The 16,077-nt window shown below is 74.0% G+C and carries 12 protein-coding genes; 3 read left to right on the top strand and 9 right to left on the bottom strand.

Going from position 1 to position 16,077, the window contains the following annotated elements:
* Positions 1-36 precede the first annotated feature (36 nt).
* The 5 genes from ACFYV5_RS33415 to ACFYV5_RS33395 all read right to left on the bottom strand — a co-directional run bounded on the left by ACFYV5_RS33415 (position 37) and on the right by ACFYV5_RS33395 (position 8,042).
* Positions 37-1,296 carry an NAD(P)/FAD-dependent oxidoreductase gene (locus tag ACFYV5_RS33415; RefSeq protein WP_389174957.1) on the bottom strand — a complete coding sequence of 420 codons (1,260 nt, stop codon included), beginning with the start codon at positions 1,294-1,296 and terminating at the stop codon, positions 37-39.
* A gap of 123 nt (positions 1,297-1,419) precedes the next feature.
* Complete coding sequence (locus tag ACFYV5_RS33410; RefSeq protein WP_389174954.1) at positions 1,420-2,733, bottom strand: deoxyguanosinetriphosphate triphosphohydrolase; 1,314 nt, start codon at positions 2,731-2,733, stop codon at positions 1,420-1,422.
* A 58-nt stretch (positions 2,734-2,791) separates the two neighbouring features.
* The gene (locus ACFYV5_RS33405) at positions 2,792-6,343 is read right to left on the bottom strand and encodes an NB-ARC domain-containing protein (protein WP_389174951.1); all 3,552 of its coding nucleotides are present in this window, start codon (positions 6,341-6,343) and stop codon (positions 2,792-2,794) included.
* Positions 6,344-6,387: 44 nt separating this feature from the next.
* Complete coding sequence (locus ACFYV5_RS33400; RefSeq protein ID WP_389174949.1) at positions 6,388-7,260, bottom strand: sirohydrochlorin chelatase; 873 nt, start codon at positions 7,258-7,260, stop codon at positions 6,388-6,390.
* 89 nt (positions 7,261-7,349) lie between these two features.
* Positions 7,350-8,042 (bottom strand): hypothetical protein, encoded by a 693-nt coding sequence (locus tag ACFYV5_RS33395; RefSeq protein WP_389174946.1) that lies wholly within the window; start codon positions 8,040-8,042, stop codon positions 7,350-7,352.
* Between the two features lie 66 nt (positions 8,043-8,108).
* Here ACFYV5_RS33395 and ACFYV5_RS33390 point away from each other — a divergent pair, with 66 nt between their 5' ends.
* The 3 genes from ACFYV5_RS33390 to ACFYV5_RS33380 all read left to right on the top strand — a co-directional run bounded on the left by ACFYV5_RS33390 (position 8,109) and on the right by ACFYV5_RS33380 (position 11,792).
* Positions 8,109-8,846, top strand: a complete 738-nt coding sequence (locus ACFYV5_RS33390; protein ID WP_389174943.1) for an aquaporin — start codon at positions 8,109-8,111, stop codon at positions 8,844-8,846.
* Positions 8,847-8,879: 33 nt separating this feature from the next.
* Positions 8,880-9,593: a vancomycin high temperature exclusion protein gene (locus tag ACFYV5_RS33385; RefSeq protein ID WP_389174940.1), complete on the top strand. Its 714-nt coding sequence runs from the start codon at positions 8,880-8,882 to the stop codon at positions 9,591-9,593.
* A gap of 96 nt (positions 9,594-9,689) precedes the next feature.
* Positions 9,690-11,792: a molybdopterin oxidoreductase family protein gene (locus tag ACFYV5_RS33380; protein ID WP_389174937.1), complete on the top strand. Its 2,103-nt coding sequence runs from the start codon at positions 9,690-9,692 to the stop codon at positions 11,790-11,792.
* Here ACFYV5_RS33380 and ACFYV5_RS33375 read toward each other — a convergent pair.
* The 4 genes from ACFYV5_RS33375 to ACFYV5_RS33360 are packed head-to-tail and all read right to left on the bottom strand — an operon-like array spanning position 11,743 to position 16,069.
* Positions 11,743-12,162: a gamma-glutamylcyclotransferase family protein gene (locus ACFYV5_RS33375; protein ID WP_389174934.1), complete on the bottom strand. Its 420-nt coding sequence runs from the start codon at positions 12,160-12,162 to the stop codon at positions 11,743-11,745. The genes ACFYV5_RS33380 and ACFYV5_RS33375 overlap by 50 nt on opposite strands.
* Positions 12,159-12,485 carry a divalent-cation tolerance protein CutA gene (gene cutA, locus ACFYV5_RS33370; RefSeq protein ID WP_389174931.1) on the bottom strand — a complete coding sequence of 109 codons (327 nt, stop codon included), beginning with the start codon at positions 12,483-12,485 and terminating at the stop codon, positions 12,159-12,161. The genes ACFYV5_RS33375 and cutA overlap by 4 nt, the downstream gene beginning before the upstream one ends.
* 15 nt (positions 12,486-12,500) lie before the next feature.
* Positions 12,501-14,339 (bottom strand): ABC transporter ATP-binding protein, encoded by a 1,839-nt coding sequence (locus tag ACFYV5_RS33365; RefSeq protein ID WP_389174928.1) that lies wholly within the window; start codon positions 14,337-14,339, stop codon positions 12,501-12,503.
* Positions 14,336-16,069 (bottom strand): ABC transporter ATP-binding protein, encoded by a 1,734-nt coding sequence (locus tag ACFYV5_RS33360; protein ID WP_389174925.1) that lies wholly within the window; start codon positions 16,067-16,069, stop codon positions 14,336-14,338. The genes ACFYV5_RS33365 and ACFYV5_RS33360 overlap by 4 nt, the downstream gene beginning before the upstream one ends.
* Positions 16,070-16,077: the final 8 nt, after the last annotated feature.

The raw sequence follows: 16,077 nt of genomic DNA, 5'->3' as shown, positions 1-16,077 counted from the left end.
CCCCCGCGGAAGACACAGTCGTGGGCGGGGAGGGTTTCAGATCAGGCTCTCCAGGGGTACGGAGGGGTCCCCGAGGGCCTCGGTGTCCACCGGGGCACCGGCGCGGACGAGCTGCTGGATCGGCTCTGTGACGTCCCACACATTCACGTTCATCCCGGCCAGGACCTTGCGGTCCTTGAGCCAGAAGGCGATGAACTGCCGCTTGCCGACGTCGCCGCGCAGCACGACCTGGTCGTACGAGCCGGGCGGCGCCCAGCCCGAGTACTCCATGCCCAGGTCGTACTGGTCGGAGAAGAAGTACGGGATCCGGTCGTAGCCGACCTCCTGGCCGAGCATGGCGCGGGCGGCGGCCGGGCCGCCGTTGAGCGCGTTGGCCCAGTGTTCGACGCGCAGCCGGGTGTGCAGGAGCGGATGCTGGGCGGCGGCGACGTCGCCGGCCGCGAAGATCTCGGGGTCGGAGGTGCGCAGCGACGCGTCGACGGCGATGCCGCCGCCGTGCGCGCGGTCGACCAGGTCGAGTCCCGCGGCCTCGGCGAGGGCGGTGCGCGGGGCGGCGCCGACCGCGGCGAGGACGGCGTGGGCGGGGTGCTCCTCGCCGTCGTCGGTACGGACGGCGAGGACCATGCCGTCCTGGCCGACGATCTCGGTGAGCCGGGCGCCGAAGACGAAGCGGACGCCGTGCTCGGCGTGCAGATCGGCGAAGAGCTGGCCGAGCTCGGGCCCGAGGACGTGGTGGAGCGGGGTGGGCTCGGACTCGACGACGGTGACCTCGGCGCCGTAGCCGCGGGCCGCGGCGGCGACCTCCAGGCCGATCCAGCCACCGCCCGCGATCACCAGGTGGCCGTTGTCGCGGCCGAGGGCGGCCAGGACGTGGCGGAGCCGGTCGGCGTGAGCGAGCCGGCGCAGATGGTGGACGCCGGCGAGTCCGGTGCCGGGGACGTCGAGGCGGCGCGGCTCGGCGCCGGTGGCGAGGAGCAGCCGGTCGTAGCGGATGGTGGTGCCGTCGCCGAGGCGTACGGTGCGGGCCTCGCGGTCGATGGCGGTGACGGGCTGCCCGAGGTGGAGCTCGACCTCGGCGCGGGCGTACCAGGCGGGCTCGTGGACGAAGACGCTCTCCCGGGCCTCCTTGCCGGTGAGGTAGCCCTTGGAGAGGGGTGGGCGTTCGTAGGGATGGTCACGCTCGTCGCCGATGAGGATCACTCGGCCGGTGAACCCCTCGGAGCGGAGCGTCTCCGCCGCCTTGGCCCCGGCCAGGCCTCCGCCGACGATGACGAAGGTCTGATCTGCGTCGACCACTTGATGCCTCCTCGTTGCGACCGCTTCTACGCTACGCCTCCGGGCGTTCGGCGAGCCGTACCGCCTCGGGCCCTCAGCCGAGCGTCCCGCACGGAGCGTGATGGCGGAAGGGGGCGGGGTTCCTCAGGCGTGGGGGTGGCGGAGGCGGGCGTGGAGGGTGCGGGCGGAGGCGTCGGTGAGGGAGGCGATCTGGTCGATGATCACCCGCTTGCGCGACCTGTCGTCGTCCGCCGCGTCGAAGAGGGCGCGGAACTGCGGCTCGAGGCTCTCGGGGGCGCGGGCGGTGAGCGCCTCGGCGAGTTCGGCGAGGACGATCCGCTGGTCGGCGCGGAGCGCTTCCTGTTCGGCGCGCTGCATGACGTAGCGGTCGGCGACGGCCTTGAGGACGGCGCATTCGTTGCGGGTCTCGCGGGGGACGACGAGCTCGGCGGCGTACCGGGTGAGGCGGCCGGAGCCGTACGCCTGGCGGGTGGCGCCCTCGGCGGCGAGGCAGAAGCGGCCGATGAGCTGACTGGTGGCGTCCTTGAGGCGGGCCTGGGCGACGGCCGATCCGTCGTAGCCGTGCGGCCACCAGTCCTGGTCGACGAGCCGGTCGAGGGCGTCGGCGAGCTCCTGCGGGTCGGTGTCCTCCGGTACGTAGCGTCCGATGGCGACGGCCCAGATGTCGGCGCGCTCGGGCTCGGCGAAGAGCATGTTCGGGTCGATGTGGCCGGCGTGCAGGCCGTCCTCGAAGTCGTGGACGGAGTACGCCACGTCGTCGGACCAGTCCATGACCTGGGCCTCGAAGCACTTGCGGTGCGCGGGGGCGCCCTGCCGGGCCCAGGCGAAGACGGGGAGGTCGTCCTCGTACACACCGAACTTGGGCGAGTCGGGGTGCTCGGGGTGGCCGCCCCGGGGCCAGGGGTACTTGGTGGCGGCGTCGAGGGCGGCGCGGGTGAGGTTGAGGCCGACGCTGGCGGGCTCGCCGGTGACGGGGTCGGAGATGAACCGCTTGGGTTCGATCCGGGTGAGCAGCCGGAGGGACTGCGCGTTGCCCTCGAAGCCGCCGCAGTCCTTGGCGAAGTCGTTGAGGGCGACCTCGCCGTTGTGCCCGAAGGGCGGGTGGCCCATGTCGTGGGCGAGGCAGGCGGTCTCGACGAGATCGGGGTCGCAGCCGAGCGCGGCACCGAGCTCCCGCCCGACCTGGGCGCACTCCAGGGAGTGGGTGAGCCGGGTGCGGGGGCTGGCGTCCCAGGCGTGGCTGCGAGTTCCTGGGGTGACGACCTGGGTCTTGCCGGCGAGTCTGCGCAGGGCGCTGGAGTGCAGCACGCGCGCGCGGTCGCGCTGGAAGGCGGTCCGGCCGGGCCGCTTGTCGGGCTCGGCGGCCCAGCGCTCCGTCGCGGTGTCGTCGTAGCCGGGGGTGTCCGTGGTGCCGGGGGTGTCCGTGAAGCCTTCCATGCACCGAAGGTAACCGGCGGGACGGACAAGTGGGACGAGGACGCGGCTGGGGGTGGGATCAGGGGCGGAACTCGTAGGAATACAGGCCGCGTTCGCCGACGGCGACGAGCCCCCTGCCGTCGGTCAGCCAGGCGCAGGAGGTGTAGGGCGTCTCGGCGCGGACGCCGGCGACGGTACGGCCGGTGTCGGCGTCCCATACGCGGAGCATGGCACCGGCGGTGGCGAGCCGGCGTCCGTCCGGGGAGACGGAGAGACCGTGCACCGGGCCGTCGGGGTCGGTGAGGGTGGCGAGGAGGTCGCCGGTGCGGGGGTCCCAGAAGCTGACCGTGCCGGTCGCGGAGGCGGTGAGGAGGCGGGTGCCGTCGGGGGTGAGGGCGAGGTCGGTGATCTTTCCGTCGTGCGGGAGGTCGAGGTGCCCCTCGGCCGACCGCCGGCCCGGCGCGAGCCGGTACACGTGCACCGACGACTCCGCCCCTTCGGGGCCGGAGCTGGACCGGTGGCGCAGTACGGCCAGCCAGGTGCCGTCGGGCGCGATGGCGACGGTGTGCGCCCGGCCGACCGCGCCCGGGGGGCGTGGCAGGAGGGCGGTCCGCCGCTCGGTGGAGCGGTCCCACAGTTGGAGCACGCCGTCGGAGTCGGCGACGGCGATCCAGCTGCCGTCGGGAGCGATGGCGAGGGCCTGCGCCGACACGGTGGTGCCGAGCCGTAGAACGGTGGGTCTCGCACCCGGCGAGTCGCCGGTGCCCCTGAGCTCGACCCTGAACAAGTGGCCGACGGCGTACCAGGCGCCGTCCGCGCTGAAGTCGATCGGCCCCTGGTAGTCGTTCCCGTTCCCGGAGGACAGGGGGCGCCCCCAGGTCCCCTCGAGCGGGTTGCCGAGCCGGACGACTCCGTCTCGGTGCGCGACGGCCACCTGTCCGCCGTCGCCGACGGCGACGACGGTCCGCATCCCTTCACCCTCGCCGGACCGGAACCGCTCGGGTCCGGCGCTGTCCCACACCTTGACCGACCCGTCCTCCCCCGCGCTGATCAGCCGATCGCCATCGGGCGTGACAGCGACGGCGTGTACAGGGCCCCGGTGGGCCGAGTAGCGGGCACGGCGGGTACGCGTCCGCTGGTCCCAGACCGCGAGCGTCCCGTCCTCGCCACCGCTCACCAGCCACCTTCCGTTCGGTGACACCGCGACGGCGGTGGCGGGACCGGTGTGCGCATCGATCCGCCACCCCTCGCCTGCCGGTGGCTCCTCCCGGACACGCAGCCCGCCGTCCGCTTGAGCGCAGACCGTCCAGCTGCCGTCCGGGGCGACGGCGACGGCGTTCACCAAGGGGCTCATCGTGGCGTCGCGCGTGGCGTCGCGGACGAGTTCCGCGTCGAACCGCACGAGGCCGCGGTTGCTGCTCCCGACGGCCAGCCAGCCCTCATCCGGGGCGAACGCCGCGCAGGTGGGCTCGTTGCCGCGCAGCGGGTCGGCGGAGGCGAGGTGCTCCCCCGTCTCGGCGTCCCACATGTCCAGGGTGCCGTCCGTGGCGACCGTGGCGACCCGCCGCCGGGAGACCGCCAGGGCGCGTACCGATCCCCCTTCCTTCCCCACCGGCCCTAAGGTCTTGGTCGGCGTCGTGGCGCGGTCCGGGGACCAGAGCTGGACGGTGCGGCCGGAGCCGCCCGTGGCGAGCCACGTCCCGTCGGGGGACATCGCGAGCGCCCGGAAGAGGCCCTCTCCGTGGACGTCCACGGTGAGCCGGCCGCCGCTGTTCGGGTCGAGGCCGCGTGCCATGCCGTCGGCCGCGACGGTGACGAGCGCGTCACCGCCGGGCGGGACCGCGACGGACCAGACGGGCCCGGTGTGGCCGAAGAAGGTACGGATCAGCGCCGGTTCGGGCAGGTCCGGCGGCGTGTGGCGGTTACGGAGATGCGGTCCGAGGGTGGGATCGGCCCGGCGTTCGGCGACGCGGTCGCGCCAGAGCGGGAGGGACTCCAGGCGGCTGTGCAGAACATTCGTCAGCAGCTCTGGCGGGTCGGTGGGGGTGAGGAGGTGGGCGGTGCGGGTGAGGTCGTCGGCCAGGTGCGCGGCCGTGGCCGTGACGACGGCGGCCAGGTCGGCCCAGGCCGCCGTCGGGCCGCGCTGGTGCAGCCGGGTCTCGACCCAGCGGAGGTCGCTCGCGACGCGTTCGGCCTCCCGCGTCCGTCCGGCGGCGAGCAGGTGCTCGATCGCGTGGTCGAGGACGTAGCCCCGGGAGTTCTCGGCGGGCTGCCAGGGAGTGGCCCCCACGGCGTCGGCGAGCGTGCCGTGCAGGGCGGTCACGGCCGGCTCGCCGAGTTCGTTGTGCAGATAGTCCCGGAGCACGTCGTGGAGGGTGATCCGGCCGCCGTGGTCGGGGGTGAGCGACACCAGGGAGAGCCGGTCGAGCTCGCCGCACAGGGACCGCGTCTCGGCCTCGGTGAGGCGCCCGGTCGACGCCCAGAGGCGGGCGATCAGCGGGACGGGGATCGACTCGTCCTCGGCGAAGACGGCGAGTTCCGCGAGGCGCTGGTCGCCTCCGGTCGGGAGCAGGGTCGTGGCCGCCTCGACCGTGGCCCGTACGGCCTGGGCACGGCGGGCCGGATCGTCCAGGTCGAGCGCCGCGGGGGCGCGCACGGCGCCGTCGGTGTCCACGGCGGCCGGACCGTGTGCGGCGAGCCCGCGCAGCGCCTCCGCCGCCGCCTGAGCCGGGTCGGTGCCGGTGGCGATCCGACGGGTGATCAGACGATTGGTGAGGCGCAGCAGGAGCGCCCAGTGCCCCGTGGCCTCCATCAAGTCCCGTACGAGTGTCTCGGGGAGCTCGGGCAGCTCCCAGGTGAGGACGGCGTGGGCCTGGGCGGGGGACATCTGGTCGACCCGCACCCGCTCGGTGCCGCGCGGCAGGGCGCCGGGGACGCGGGTCGTGACGAGCCGTACGCATCGGTCGCCGCCGCGCAGGAACGGGGCGAGCTGTTCGGCGTCCCAGACGTCGTCGAGGAGCAGCAGGGTCCGGGGGCGGCGGTCGAGGAGCCGGCCGAGGTGCTCGCCCGCGAGGCCGGGGTCGTCGAAGGCGGTCGTGTCGCCGGTGATGAAGCGGGTGGTCTCGGCGACCTTCGCCGCGATCGCCGCTCGGCCGCGGACGTCGCGGCCGATGGTGACGGTGTAGATCCGGCCGCGGAAGTGCCGGCGTACGCGGGGACTCGCCGCGACCGCTCGGGCGAGGACCGTCTTGCCGAAGCCGCCCGCGCCTTCGAGGGAGGTCGTGATGGCGACCGTACGGCCGCGTCCGCGGCGGCGGGTGCGGCACACGACCTTGACGGTGCGGGCCCGTTCGGTGCGGTCGACGACCCAGTCCGGGACCGTCTGCTGCGGGGGCGGGGGCGGGTCCGTGGCGGCCGTGGCGCCGCGCTCCTGGCGCCAGGCCATGGCCACGGCGACGAGGATCCCGAGGGCGGCGAGTCCGGCCACCCACCACCAGGGCTGCTGTCGGATCCGGTCGAGCGCGCCGGGCCAACGGTCGCTGGACGTGGCGGCGTTGGCCGCCAGCGAGGCCAGTACGGCGACCGCCGCCGCGATTCCGGCGAGCGATGCGCCCTTGGCGACACCCCGCATGATCCACCCCCCGCCCGCAGAATAACCACGGCGCGCGGGCGGCGTCAGCGACTGACGGCGAGTTCCCGCCGCGGGGCGCGGGCCAGGGCCTGGTCGTAGCGGTGGAGGACCAGGCGGGCCAGGGCGGGGTGGGCGCCGAGCGGGGCGGCGGCGATCCAGGGGGCGTGGGCGGCGGCGCGGGTGGCGAACAGTCCGGGGGCGGTGAAGCAGGAGGCGACGGCCGTACGGTGCCGGCCGCGGGCGGCGAGGGTGCGCAGGGCCTCGGGCACGGTGGGCGCGGCGGCGGAGGCGTACGCGGGGAGGACGGGCACTCCCCCGAGGCGTTCGCCGAGGAGGGCGGCGGTGCGGCGGATGTCGGCGAGGGATTCGGGGTCGCGCGAGCCCGCGGCGGCGAGGACGACGCCCGTGGACCGGGACGCGCTGTCCGCGGCGGTCCAGCCGGCCTCGACGAGCCGGTCGGCGAGGGCCTCCACGAGCAGGGGGTGCGGCCCGAGCGGGGCGGCGATCCGGATGCGCAGGGCGGGTTCGGCGGCGGCCGCGCCGGGCAGGTCGTGCTTGACGTGGTAGCCGCGGCCGAGGAGGAGCGGGACGAGGACCGCGTCGCGGCCGCCCTCCTCGGTGAGGCCGGCGAGGGTCTCGGTGAGGAGGGGGGCGTTCAGCTCGATGTGGGCGAGGCGGACGTCGAGGCCGGGGCGGAGTTCGCGGACCCGGTCGAGGAGCCGGGCGAGGGTGGCGCGCGCCCGGGGGTCGCGGCTGCCGTGGCCGACGGCGACGAGGGTGGGCGGGCTCATGGAGTCGCTCATGGGCGGCCTGCGCGTTCTGTCACGGTGGAGATGGCTCAGCTGACCGCCGAGCTGCGTCGTGATCCGGCCGAGCAGCTCGGCGGTGCTGTCGAACGTGGTGTCCGGCTCCGTCATGCACCGATCCTGACGGCGGCTCGTTGCCTCCCCGTTGCGCAGGCGTCACGAGTGTTTTCCTTCGGCTCACCGCCCGCCCGGCGGCGATGTCAGGCTCCGGCGTCCAGCCAGACCCGCAGGGTGCCGGTCTCCTCGAAGCCGAGGGCGCGTGCGGGGAGCAGGTCCTCACCGGATTCGTAGCCGACGACGGGTCCCCGGTCCGCCACGAGGCCGAGGCAGCCGGCCCATGCCTCGGCCGGGTCGGTGCCCTCGGTGGCGAAGAGGTTGGAGACGCCGGTGACCTGGCCGCTCGCGCTGAGCACCGCGCCGCCGACGACGCGGCCGTCCTCGCCGTGTCCGGCGACGACGGTCGTCGCCGGGTCGGCGAGCAGCTCGGTACGGAAGAGGGCGGCCTCGTCGGCGTCCCCGCCGCTCCACGCCGTGGCCCAGGCGGCCAGCTCCTCCGGGGTGCGGACCGCCTGCCAGCGTGCGGCGACGGCCGGCACGGGCAGCCCGGCCGGCCGGTGGATCCAGCGGGCCTCGAACAGCTCCTGGAAGCCCTCGCCCGCCAGGTCCAGGGTGGCGAAGCTGTCCTTGACCGAGGCGCCGGGGGCGCTCCGGTCGATGCCGGCCAGCACGTCCCGTACGGACGCCTCGGCGGTGAGCGTCACCGCGTCCGGGTAGTACAGCGGGGTGCGGGCGGGGTTGGTCCAGGCGCGCGGGCCGAACGTGCCGGGGCGGCCGTGGGCGCGGCACATGGCCTCGCACCACTCGGCGTTGTTGCGTACAGCCTCGATGATCATCTGTGGATCGTACGGTTCTCCCCCTCACCTCCTCATTCTTTTATCTAGCGGAATATCTTTTCCGCCATGCGAATGAATCCCTCTCCCGTCCCCGGGCCCTTCGGGCTTCTCAGACGGGCCGTCGCCGAATTCGTCGGCACCGCCGCGCTGCTGGCCGTCGTCGTCGGCTCGGGCATCCAGGCGGCCGCGCTCAGCCAGGACGTCGGGGTGCGCCTGCTGGCCAACTCGCTCGCCTCCGCCCTCGGGCTCGGCCTGCTCATCGCCCTCCTCGGCCCGCTCTCCGGCGGCCACCTCAACCCGGCCGTCACCCTCTCCGACTGGTGGGCCCGGCGCGGCGAGGACGGCGCCCCACGCGTCCGCGAGGTCGCCGTCTACCTCGCCGCCCAACTCACCGGCGCGGTCGCCGGCGCCCTGCTCGCCGAGGCCATGTTCGGGCGGCCGCCCGGCGTCTGGTCCACACAGGTCCGCTCCGGCGCCCATCTGCTGCTCGGCGAGACCGTCGCCACCGCCGGGCTCGTCCTGCTCGTCCTGGGGCTGCGCCGCATCGGCCGCTCCTCGCTCGCCCCGGTCGCCGTGGCCGGATACCTCCTGGCGGCGATCTGGTTCACCTCCTCGGGCTCCTTCGCCAACCCGGCCGGGACGGTCGGCCGCGCCTTCTCCGACTCCTTCACCGGCATCGCCCCCGCCTCGCTGCCCGGATTCGTCGGGGCGCAGCTCCTCGGCACCCTGCTCGGCGTCGCCCTCGCCACCGTTCTGTACGGCCGGGGTGAACCGAACGGCCCCCGTACGCGTCGAGAGGAGTGACGGGGCAGACAAGATCCACGGAGGTTCCAGCCAATGCGACGCGTACGCGTACCGGCCCGGGTGGCCGCCCGGCTGAAGTGGGTGAGGCCGCTCCCCCGCACCACGCGTGCCCGCCGCCGCACCGTCCAGGCCGTGATGATCGGCGCCGTCCTCGCCCTCGCCCCGGCCACCTGGACGCACGCCGTCGCCGACAGCCGGCTGCGCACCACCGCCGACGTGCCCGTCCAGGACGTCGCCGTCGTCTTCGGCGCCGGCCTGTGGAACGGCCGCCCCACCCCGTACCTCGCGCACCGCCTCGACACCGCCGCCGAGCTCTACCGGGCCGGCAAGGTCAAGGTCGTCCTCGTCACCGGTGACAACAGCCGCGTGGAGTACGACGAGCCCGACGCGATGCGCGCGTACCTCACCGGGCGCGGGGTGCCCGACGGCCGGATCGTCAGCGACTACGCGGGCTTCGACACCTGGGACTCCTGCGTCCGGGCGAAGAAGATCTTCGGCGTCGACCGGGCGGTCCTGGTCACGCAGGACTTCCACATCAAGCGGGCGGTGGCGCTCTGCCGGGCGGCCGGGATCGAGTCGTACGGCGTGAAGGTCGTCGAACCCCACGACTCCGTCTTCTACTACGGCGGCGTCCGCGAGCTCGTCGCCGCGAGCAAGGCGGCCCTGGACGCGGCGCTCCGACCGGACCCGCACTTCCTCGGGGAGCGCGAGGAGGGCGTGACCGAGGCGCTCGCCTCGGCGGGCTGACCCTCACGTCGCGGGCGGGGGGCGGGGGAGCAGATGGCGCAGGACTTGTAATCCGGCACGCTCCCTCCCGTAACACGCCCGTCGCATGCTTTCCGCATGTCCGAGGCTGTCACCACCCCCACGCACTGCCCCTACTGCGCCCTCCAGTGCGGTATGTCGCTCCGCCCCACGGCCGAGCGGTCCGTCGAGGTGGTCGAGCGCGCGGACTTCCCGGTCAACCGGGGCGCGCTGTGCGGCAAGGGCCGCACCGCCCCGGCCGTACTCTCCTCCCGGGTCAGGCTGACCGGGCCCCTGGTCCGATGCCCTGACACAGGTGCCCTGGAGCCCGCCTCCTGGGAGGAGGCCCTCGCCGCCGTCGCCGACGGGCTGCGCCGGACCCGCGCCGACCACGGACCCGATGCCGTGGGGGTCTTCGGCGGCGGCGGCCTCACCAACGAGAAGGCGTACACGCTGGGCAAGTTCGCCCGGCTCGTCCTCGCCACCTCGCAGATCGACTACAACGGCCGCTTCTGCATGTCGTCGGCGGCGGCCGCGCACCAGCGGGCCTTCGGGCTCGACCGGGGGCTTCCCTTCCCGCTGGAGGACATTCCCCGCACCGGCTGCGTGATCCTCGTCGGCTCCAACCTGGCCGAGACCATGCCGCCCGCGCTGCGCTACCTCACCGAGCTGAAGGAGAACGGCGGCAAGCTCATCGTCGTCGACCCGCGCCGCACCCGTACCGCCGAGCAGGCCGACCTCCACCTCGCGCCCCGCCCGGGCACCGACCTCGCGCTCGCCCTCGGGCTGCTGCACCTGGTGGTGGCCGAAGGACGGGTGGACGAGGAGTTCGTCCGGGAGCGGACCGAGGGCTGGGAGGCCGCCCGCGCCGGGGTGATGGCGCACTGGCCCGAGCTGGTGGAGCGGATCACCGGCGTACCGGTGCCGCAACTGCGGGACGCGATGCGGATGTTCTGCGACGCGGAGACCGGGATGGTGCTCACGGCACGCGGTCCGGAGCAGCAGTCGAAGGGGACGGACACGGTCGGCGCGTGGATCAACCTCTGCCTCGCGACCGGACGGGCGGGACGTCCGCTCTCCGGCTACGGCTGCCTCACCGGGCAGGGCAACGGCCAGGGCGGCCGGGAGCACGGCCAGAAGGCCGACCAGCTCCCCGGCTACCGCAAGCTCGACGACCCGGCGGCGCGGGCGCACGTCGCCCGGGTGTGGGGCGTGGCCCCGGAGTCGCTGCCGGGTCCGGGCCGTAGCGCGTACGAACTCCTGGACGCGCTGGGCGGCGAGGTGAAGTCCCTGCTCCTCATGGGCTCGAACCCGGTCGTCTCGGCGCCGCGCGCCGCCCACATCGAGGAGCGGCTGCGCTCGCTCGACTTCCTGGCCGTCGCGGACGTGGTCCTGTCGGAGACGGCGGAGCTGGCGGACGTGGTGCTGCCGGTGACCCAGTGGGCGGAGGAGACCGGGACGACGACCAATCTGGAGGGCCGGGTGCTGCTGCGGCAGCGGGCCCTGACCCCGCCCGAGGGGGTCCGCACCGACCTGGAGGTGATGCACGCGCTGGCCGGTCTGCTCGGCTGGGAGAAGGGCTTCCCCACCGACCCGGAGGAGGTCTTCGACGAGCTCCGCCGCGCCTCGGCCGGCGGCCCCGCCGACTACTCCGGCATCAGCTACCGCCGCATCCGCGAGGAGAACGGCGTCTTCTGGCCCTGCCCGGAGCAGCCCGAGGGGGACGCCCACCCCGGCACCCCCCGCCTCTTCCTCGACCGGTTCGCGACCGCCGACGGCCGGGCCCGGTTCGTGCCCGTCGTGCACCGGGCCGCCGGGGAGGAGACGGACGCCGAGTACCCGATCGTGCTGACGACCGGGCGGGTGGTCGCGCAGTACCAGTCCGGGGCGCAGACCCGTCGGGTCGAGGAGCTGAACGCCGCCGCGCCCGGCGCCTTCGTCGAGCTGCACCCGCGGCTCGCGGAGCGGCTCGGGGTGGCCGACGGCGAGCGGGTGGCCGTGGTCTCGCGGCGCGGGCGGGCGGTGGCGCCCGCCCGGGTCACGACCGCCATCCGGCCGGACACCGTCTTCATGCCCTTCCACTGGCCCGGCGAGGGCCGGGCCAACACCCTCACCAACCCCGCCCTCGACCCGGTCTCCCGGATGCCCGAGTTCAAGGTGTGCGCGGTCCGCCTCGAGCCCGCCAGTCCCCGCCCCCGATGAGCGGGCCGAGCGGGGTGCCGGGCGCCGCGAGGTAGACCCAGGCGCGGACGGCCGCGCCGTCCCGGAGCCGTACGACGGTGCGCTCCACCCGCTCGTAGCCTGCGCCCGACTCCACGTCGTCGAGTACGGCGAGCAGTGCGCCGTACGCCCCGGGCGCGGCGGTCACCAGGTCGCCCGCGACGCATCCCTCGCCCGGTACGGCGTACGGGTAGCCGGGGCCGTCGTACAGCAGCGCGCCCGCGAGGCGGGCGGGCTCCTCCGCCGAGGTGCGGCCGAGGAGGAAGCGGTCGTGGTTGTACTCGCCGGGTCGCAGGGTGCCGTAGACGAAGAACGGCGGGCCTGTCACGGGCCCTGTCACGGGCTCCGTCACGGTGCCACGGTCGTCTCGGCCTCGATCCACTCCAGGTAGGCCGCCGACACGCGGACCGCCGGGGTGGCGACGATCTCCGGGGTGTCGTAGTCGTGCCTGGCGAGGAGATGGGCCTCCAGGGCCTCGTACCGGGCCTCGGTCGTCTTGAAGAGGACCTGCCACTCCTCTTCCGTCTCGATCGCGTTCCGCCACCGGTAGACGGAGGTGACGGGCCCTGAGATCTGCGCACAGGCGGCGAGGCGGTCCTCGACCGCCCCGCGCGCGAGCTCCTGCGCCTTGGCGGCGCTGTCGGTGGTGGTCAGTACGGTGAGTGCGACGGTCACGCCGTCACCGTACCGTCAGGCCACCACCGCGAACTGGGCCGCGTACAGCCGGGCGTAGGCGCCGCCCGCCGCCAGCAGCTCGTCGTGCGAGCCCTGTTCGGCGATCGAGCCGTTCTCCATCACCAGGATCACGTCGGCGTCCCTGATGGTGGAGAGCCGGTGCGCGATGACGAAGGAGGTGCGGCCTTCCCGGAGGGAGGACATCGCCTTCTGGATGAGGACCTCGGTGCGGGTGTCGACCGAGCTGGTCGCCTCGTCGAGGACCAGGATCACCGGCTCGGACAGGAACGCCCGGGCGATGGTGATCAGCTGCTTCTCGCCGGCGCTGAGCCCGGCGCCGTCCTCGTCGAGGACCGTGTCGTAGCCCTCGGGCAGGGTGCGGATGAAGCGGTCGGCGTGCGTGGCCATGGCGGCCTCGACGATCCGCTCGCGCGAGACCTTCCCCGGGACGCCGTACGCGATGTTGTCGGCGATCGTCCCGCCGAACAGCCAGGTGTCCTGAAGGACCATGCCGATCCCGGAGCGGAGGTCCTCCCGGGACATGCCCGCCACGTCGACCCCGTCCAGGGTGATCCGGCCGCCGGTCACCTCGTAGAACCGCATCAGCAGGTTCACCAGCGTCGTCTTGCCCGCGCCGGTCGGACCGACGATCGCCACCGTCTGTCCGGGCTCCACCGTCAGCGACAGGTTCTCGACGAGCGGCTTCTCCGGCTCGTAGCGGAAGGCGACCTTCTCGAAGGAGACCCGGCCGGTCACCGGCTGCGGGCGCGGGGCGCCGGCGGGGGCCGGGGACTCCTCCTCCGCGTCGAGGAGGTCGAAGACCCGCTCGGCGGAGGCGACTCCGGACTGGAGCAGGTTGGCCATGGCCGCGACCTGGGTGATCGGGCCGTTGAACTCGTACGAGTACTGGATGAAGGCCTGGACGTCGCCGACGGTCAGCGTCCCGCTCGCCACCCGCAGGCCGCCGACCACGGCGATCAGCACGTAGTTGACGTTGCCGACGAAGGTGAGGGCCGGCTGGATGAAGCCGGACATGAACTGGGCACGGAAGCTCGCCGCGTACAGCTCCTCGCCGAGCGCGTCGAAGCGTGCCGACGCCTCGTCGCGCCGCCCGAAGGCGACGACCTCCGCGTGTCCGGTGAACATCTCCTCCACATGGCTGTTGAGGCGGCCGGTCACGGCCCACTGCTTCACGAACTGCGGCTGGGCGCGCTTGCCGATCAGGGTGGCCACGAGCAGCGCGACGGGGACGGTCGCCAGCGCGACCAGGGCGAGCAGCGGCGAGATCCAGAACATCATCACCAGCACGCCCACGAGGGTGAGCAGGGCCCGCACCATCTGGCTGAAGGCCTGCTGGAGGGTCTGGGTGATGTTGTCGATGTCATTGGTGGTGCGGCTGAGGACCTCGCCGCGCGGCTGCTTGTCGAAGTAGGAGAGCGGCAGCCGCGCCAGCTTGTTCTGGGCCTCCTCGCGCAGCCGGTGGCCGGCCCGCTGGACGACGGTCGTGGCGAGCCGCTGCTGCAGCCAGTTGAGCCCGGCGGAGCCGACGACCAGGACCAGCGCGGTGGCGAGCACCCGGGCGACGGCCGGGAAGTCGACGCCGGCCGGGCTCGCGGCGCCGGAGACGACGAGGTCGGTGGCGTGGCCGAGGATCATCGGGCTGAGGACGGCGAGCGTGACGCCGACCGCCGCGGCGGCGAGCACGGCGAGCAGCCGGGCGCGTTCGGGCGCCATGGTGCGCAGCAGGCGCAGGCCGGAGGAGCGGAAGTCGAGGGACCGTTCGAGGGAGGGGGCGCTGATGCCGGGACCGCGCTGCTGCACGGCGGGGCCTCGGCGTTCCGGCGTCGTACTCACGCTGCTTCCTCCTCGGTGAGCTGGGAGAGGACGATCTCCCGGTAGGTGGCGTTGTCCCGCATCAGTTCCTCGTGGGTGCCGCTGCCGACGGCCCGGCCCTGGTCGAGGACGACGATCCGGTCGGCGCCGCGGATGGTGGAGACGCGCTGGGCGACGATGACGACGGTCGCGTCGGCGGTCTCGGCGGCGAGGGCTTCCCTCAGCAGCGCGTCGGTGCGGTAGTCGAGGGCGGAGAAGGAGTCGTCGAAGAGGTAGACCCGCGGGCGGGCGACGAGGACCCGGGCGATGGCCAGGCGCTGGCGCTGGCCGCCGGAGAGGTTGGTGCCGCCCTGGGCGACCGGCGCGTCGAGTCCCTCCGGGAGGTTCCGTACGAAGTCGGCGGCCTGGGCGACCTCCAGCGCGTGCCACAGCTCCTCGTCCGTCGCCTCGGGCTTGCCGTAGCGGAGATTGCTCGCGACCGTGCCGGAGAAGAGGTACGGCTTCTGCGGGACGAGTCCGACCGTACGGGCGAGCAGCGTGCGGTCCATGTCGCGTACGTCGACGCCGCCGACCCTGACCTCGCCGCCGGTCGCGTCGAAGAGGCGCGGGACGAGGCCGAGGAGGGTGGTCTTCCCGCTGCCGGTGGAGCCGACGACGGCGGTGGTGCGGCCGGGGCGGGCGGTGAGGCTCACCGAGCGGAGGACCGGTTCCTCGGCGCCGGGGTAGCTGAAGTCGGCGCCGCGGATCTCGAGTTGTCCCGGTCCCCGCAGCTGGTGGACGGGTGCGACGGGCGGGGAGACCGACGGCTCGGTGGCGAGGATCTCCTGGATGCGTTCGGCGCTGACCTCGGCCCGCGGCATGTGCATCATCAGGAAGAGGACCATCATCACCGACATCATGATCTGGAGCAGGTAGCCGAGGAACGCGATCAGCGAACCGGCCTGCAGCGCGCCGGACTCGATCCGGTGGGCACCGGCCCAGACGATGGCGACGGTCGCGAGCTCCCAGACGATGAGCACGATCGGGAACATGACGGCCTGGAGCCGGCCGACCCGCAGGCCGACCTCGCGCAGCTCGTCGTTGGCGGCGGCGAACCGCCGCTGCTCGTGCCGGTCGCGGACGAAGGCGCGGACGACCCGGATCCCGGTGATCTGTTCCCGCATCACGCGGTTGACCCGGTCGACGCGCTCCTGCATCCCGCGGAACAGCGGCCTCATGCGCAGGACGACGGTGCCGACCGCCCCGGCCATCAGCGGGACGAAGAGCAGGAGCAGGAGGGCGAGGGGGACGTCCTGGTCGAGGGCCATGACGACGCCGCCGACGCACATCAGGGGTGCCGCCACGAGCATCGTCAGGACGAGGACGGCGAACGTCTGGACCTGCTGGACGTCGTTGGTGGTGCGGGTGATGAGGGAGGCGGTGCCGAAGCGGCTCATCTCGCGGGCGGAGAAGTCCTGGACGCGGCGGAAGACGGCGGCGCGCAGGTCACGGGCGACCCCCATGGCGATCTTCGCGCCGAAGTAGACGGCGGCCGCGGCCGCGGCGGCCTGGAGCAGGGTGACGGCGGCCATCAGGCCGCCGCCCCTCAGGACATGGCCGGTGTCGCCGCGCAGGACTCCGTTGTCGATGACGTCGGCGTTGAGGGTGGGCAGGGTCAGCGAGGCGGCGATCTGGACGAGCTGGAGCAGCACGACCAGGGCCAGCGTGCGCCGGTAGGGCCGCAGCCGGCCGCCGACGAGTCGCAGGAGCATCGATTCGC

Origin of the sequence: Streptomyces sp. NPDC003035 (assembly GCF_042888285.1) — a bacterium.
GTDB lineage: Bacteria > Actinomycetota > Actinomycetes > Streptomycetales > Streptomycetaceae > Streptomyces.
Note: the sequence above shows the minus strand (reverse complement) of the source record. Positions and strands in the feature narration are given on the sequence as shown.

Bases quoted from the DNA above. Each gene is read 5' to 3' on its own strand.
- ACFYV5_RS33410 (WP_389174954.1), bottom strand. From the start codon at position 2,733: ATGGAAGGCTTCACGGACACCCCCGGCACCACGGACACCCCCGGCTAC.
- ACFYV5_RS33360 (WP_389174925.1), bottom strand. From the start codon at position 16,069: ATGCTCCTGCGACTCGTCGGCGGCCGGCTGCGGCCCTACCGGCGCACG.
- ACFYV5_RS33390 (WP_389174943.1), top strand. From the start codon at position 8,109: ATGCGAATGAATCCCTCTCCCGTCCCCGGGCCCTTCGGGCTTCTCAGA.
- ACFYV5_RS33405 (WP_389174951.1), bottom strand. From the start codon at position 6,343: ATGCGGGGTGTCGCCAAGGGCGCATCGCTCGCCGGAATCGCGGCGGCG.
- ACFYV5_RS33400 (WP_389174949.1), bottom strand. From the start codon at position 7,260: ATGACGGAGCCGGACACCACGTTCGACAGCACCGCCGAGCTGCTCGGC.
- ACFYV5_RS33395 (WP_389174946.1), bottom strand. From the start codon at position 8,042: ATGATCATCGAGGCTGTACGCAACAACGCCGAGTGGTGCGAGGCCATG.
- ACFYV5_RS33385 (WP_389174940.1), top strand. From the start codon at position 8,880: ATGCGACGCGTACGCGTACCGGCCCGGGTGGCCGCCCGGCTGAAGTGG.
- ACFYV5_RS33380 (WP_389174937.1), top strand. From the start codon at position 9,690: ATGTCCGAGGCTGTCACCACCCCCACGCACTGCCCCTACTGCGCCCTC.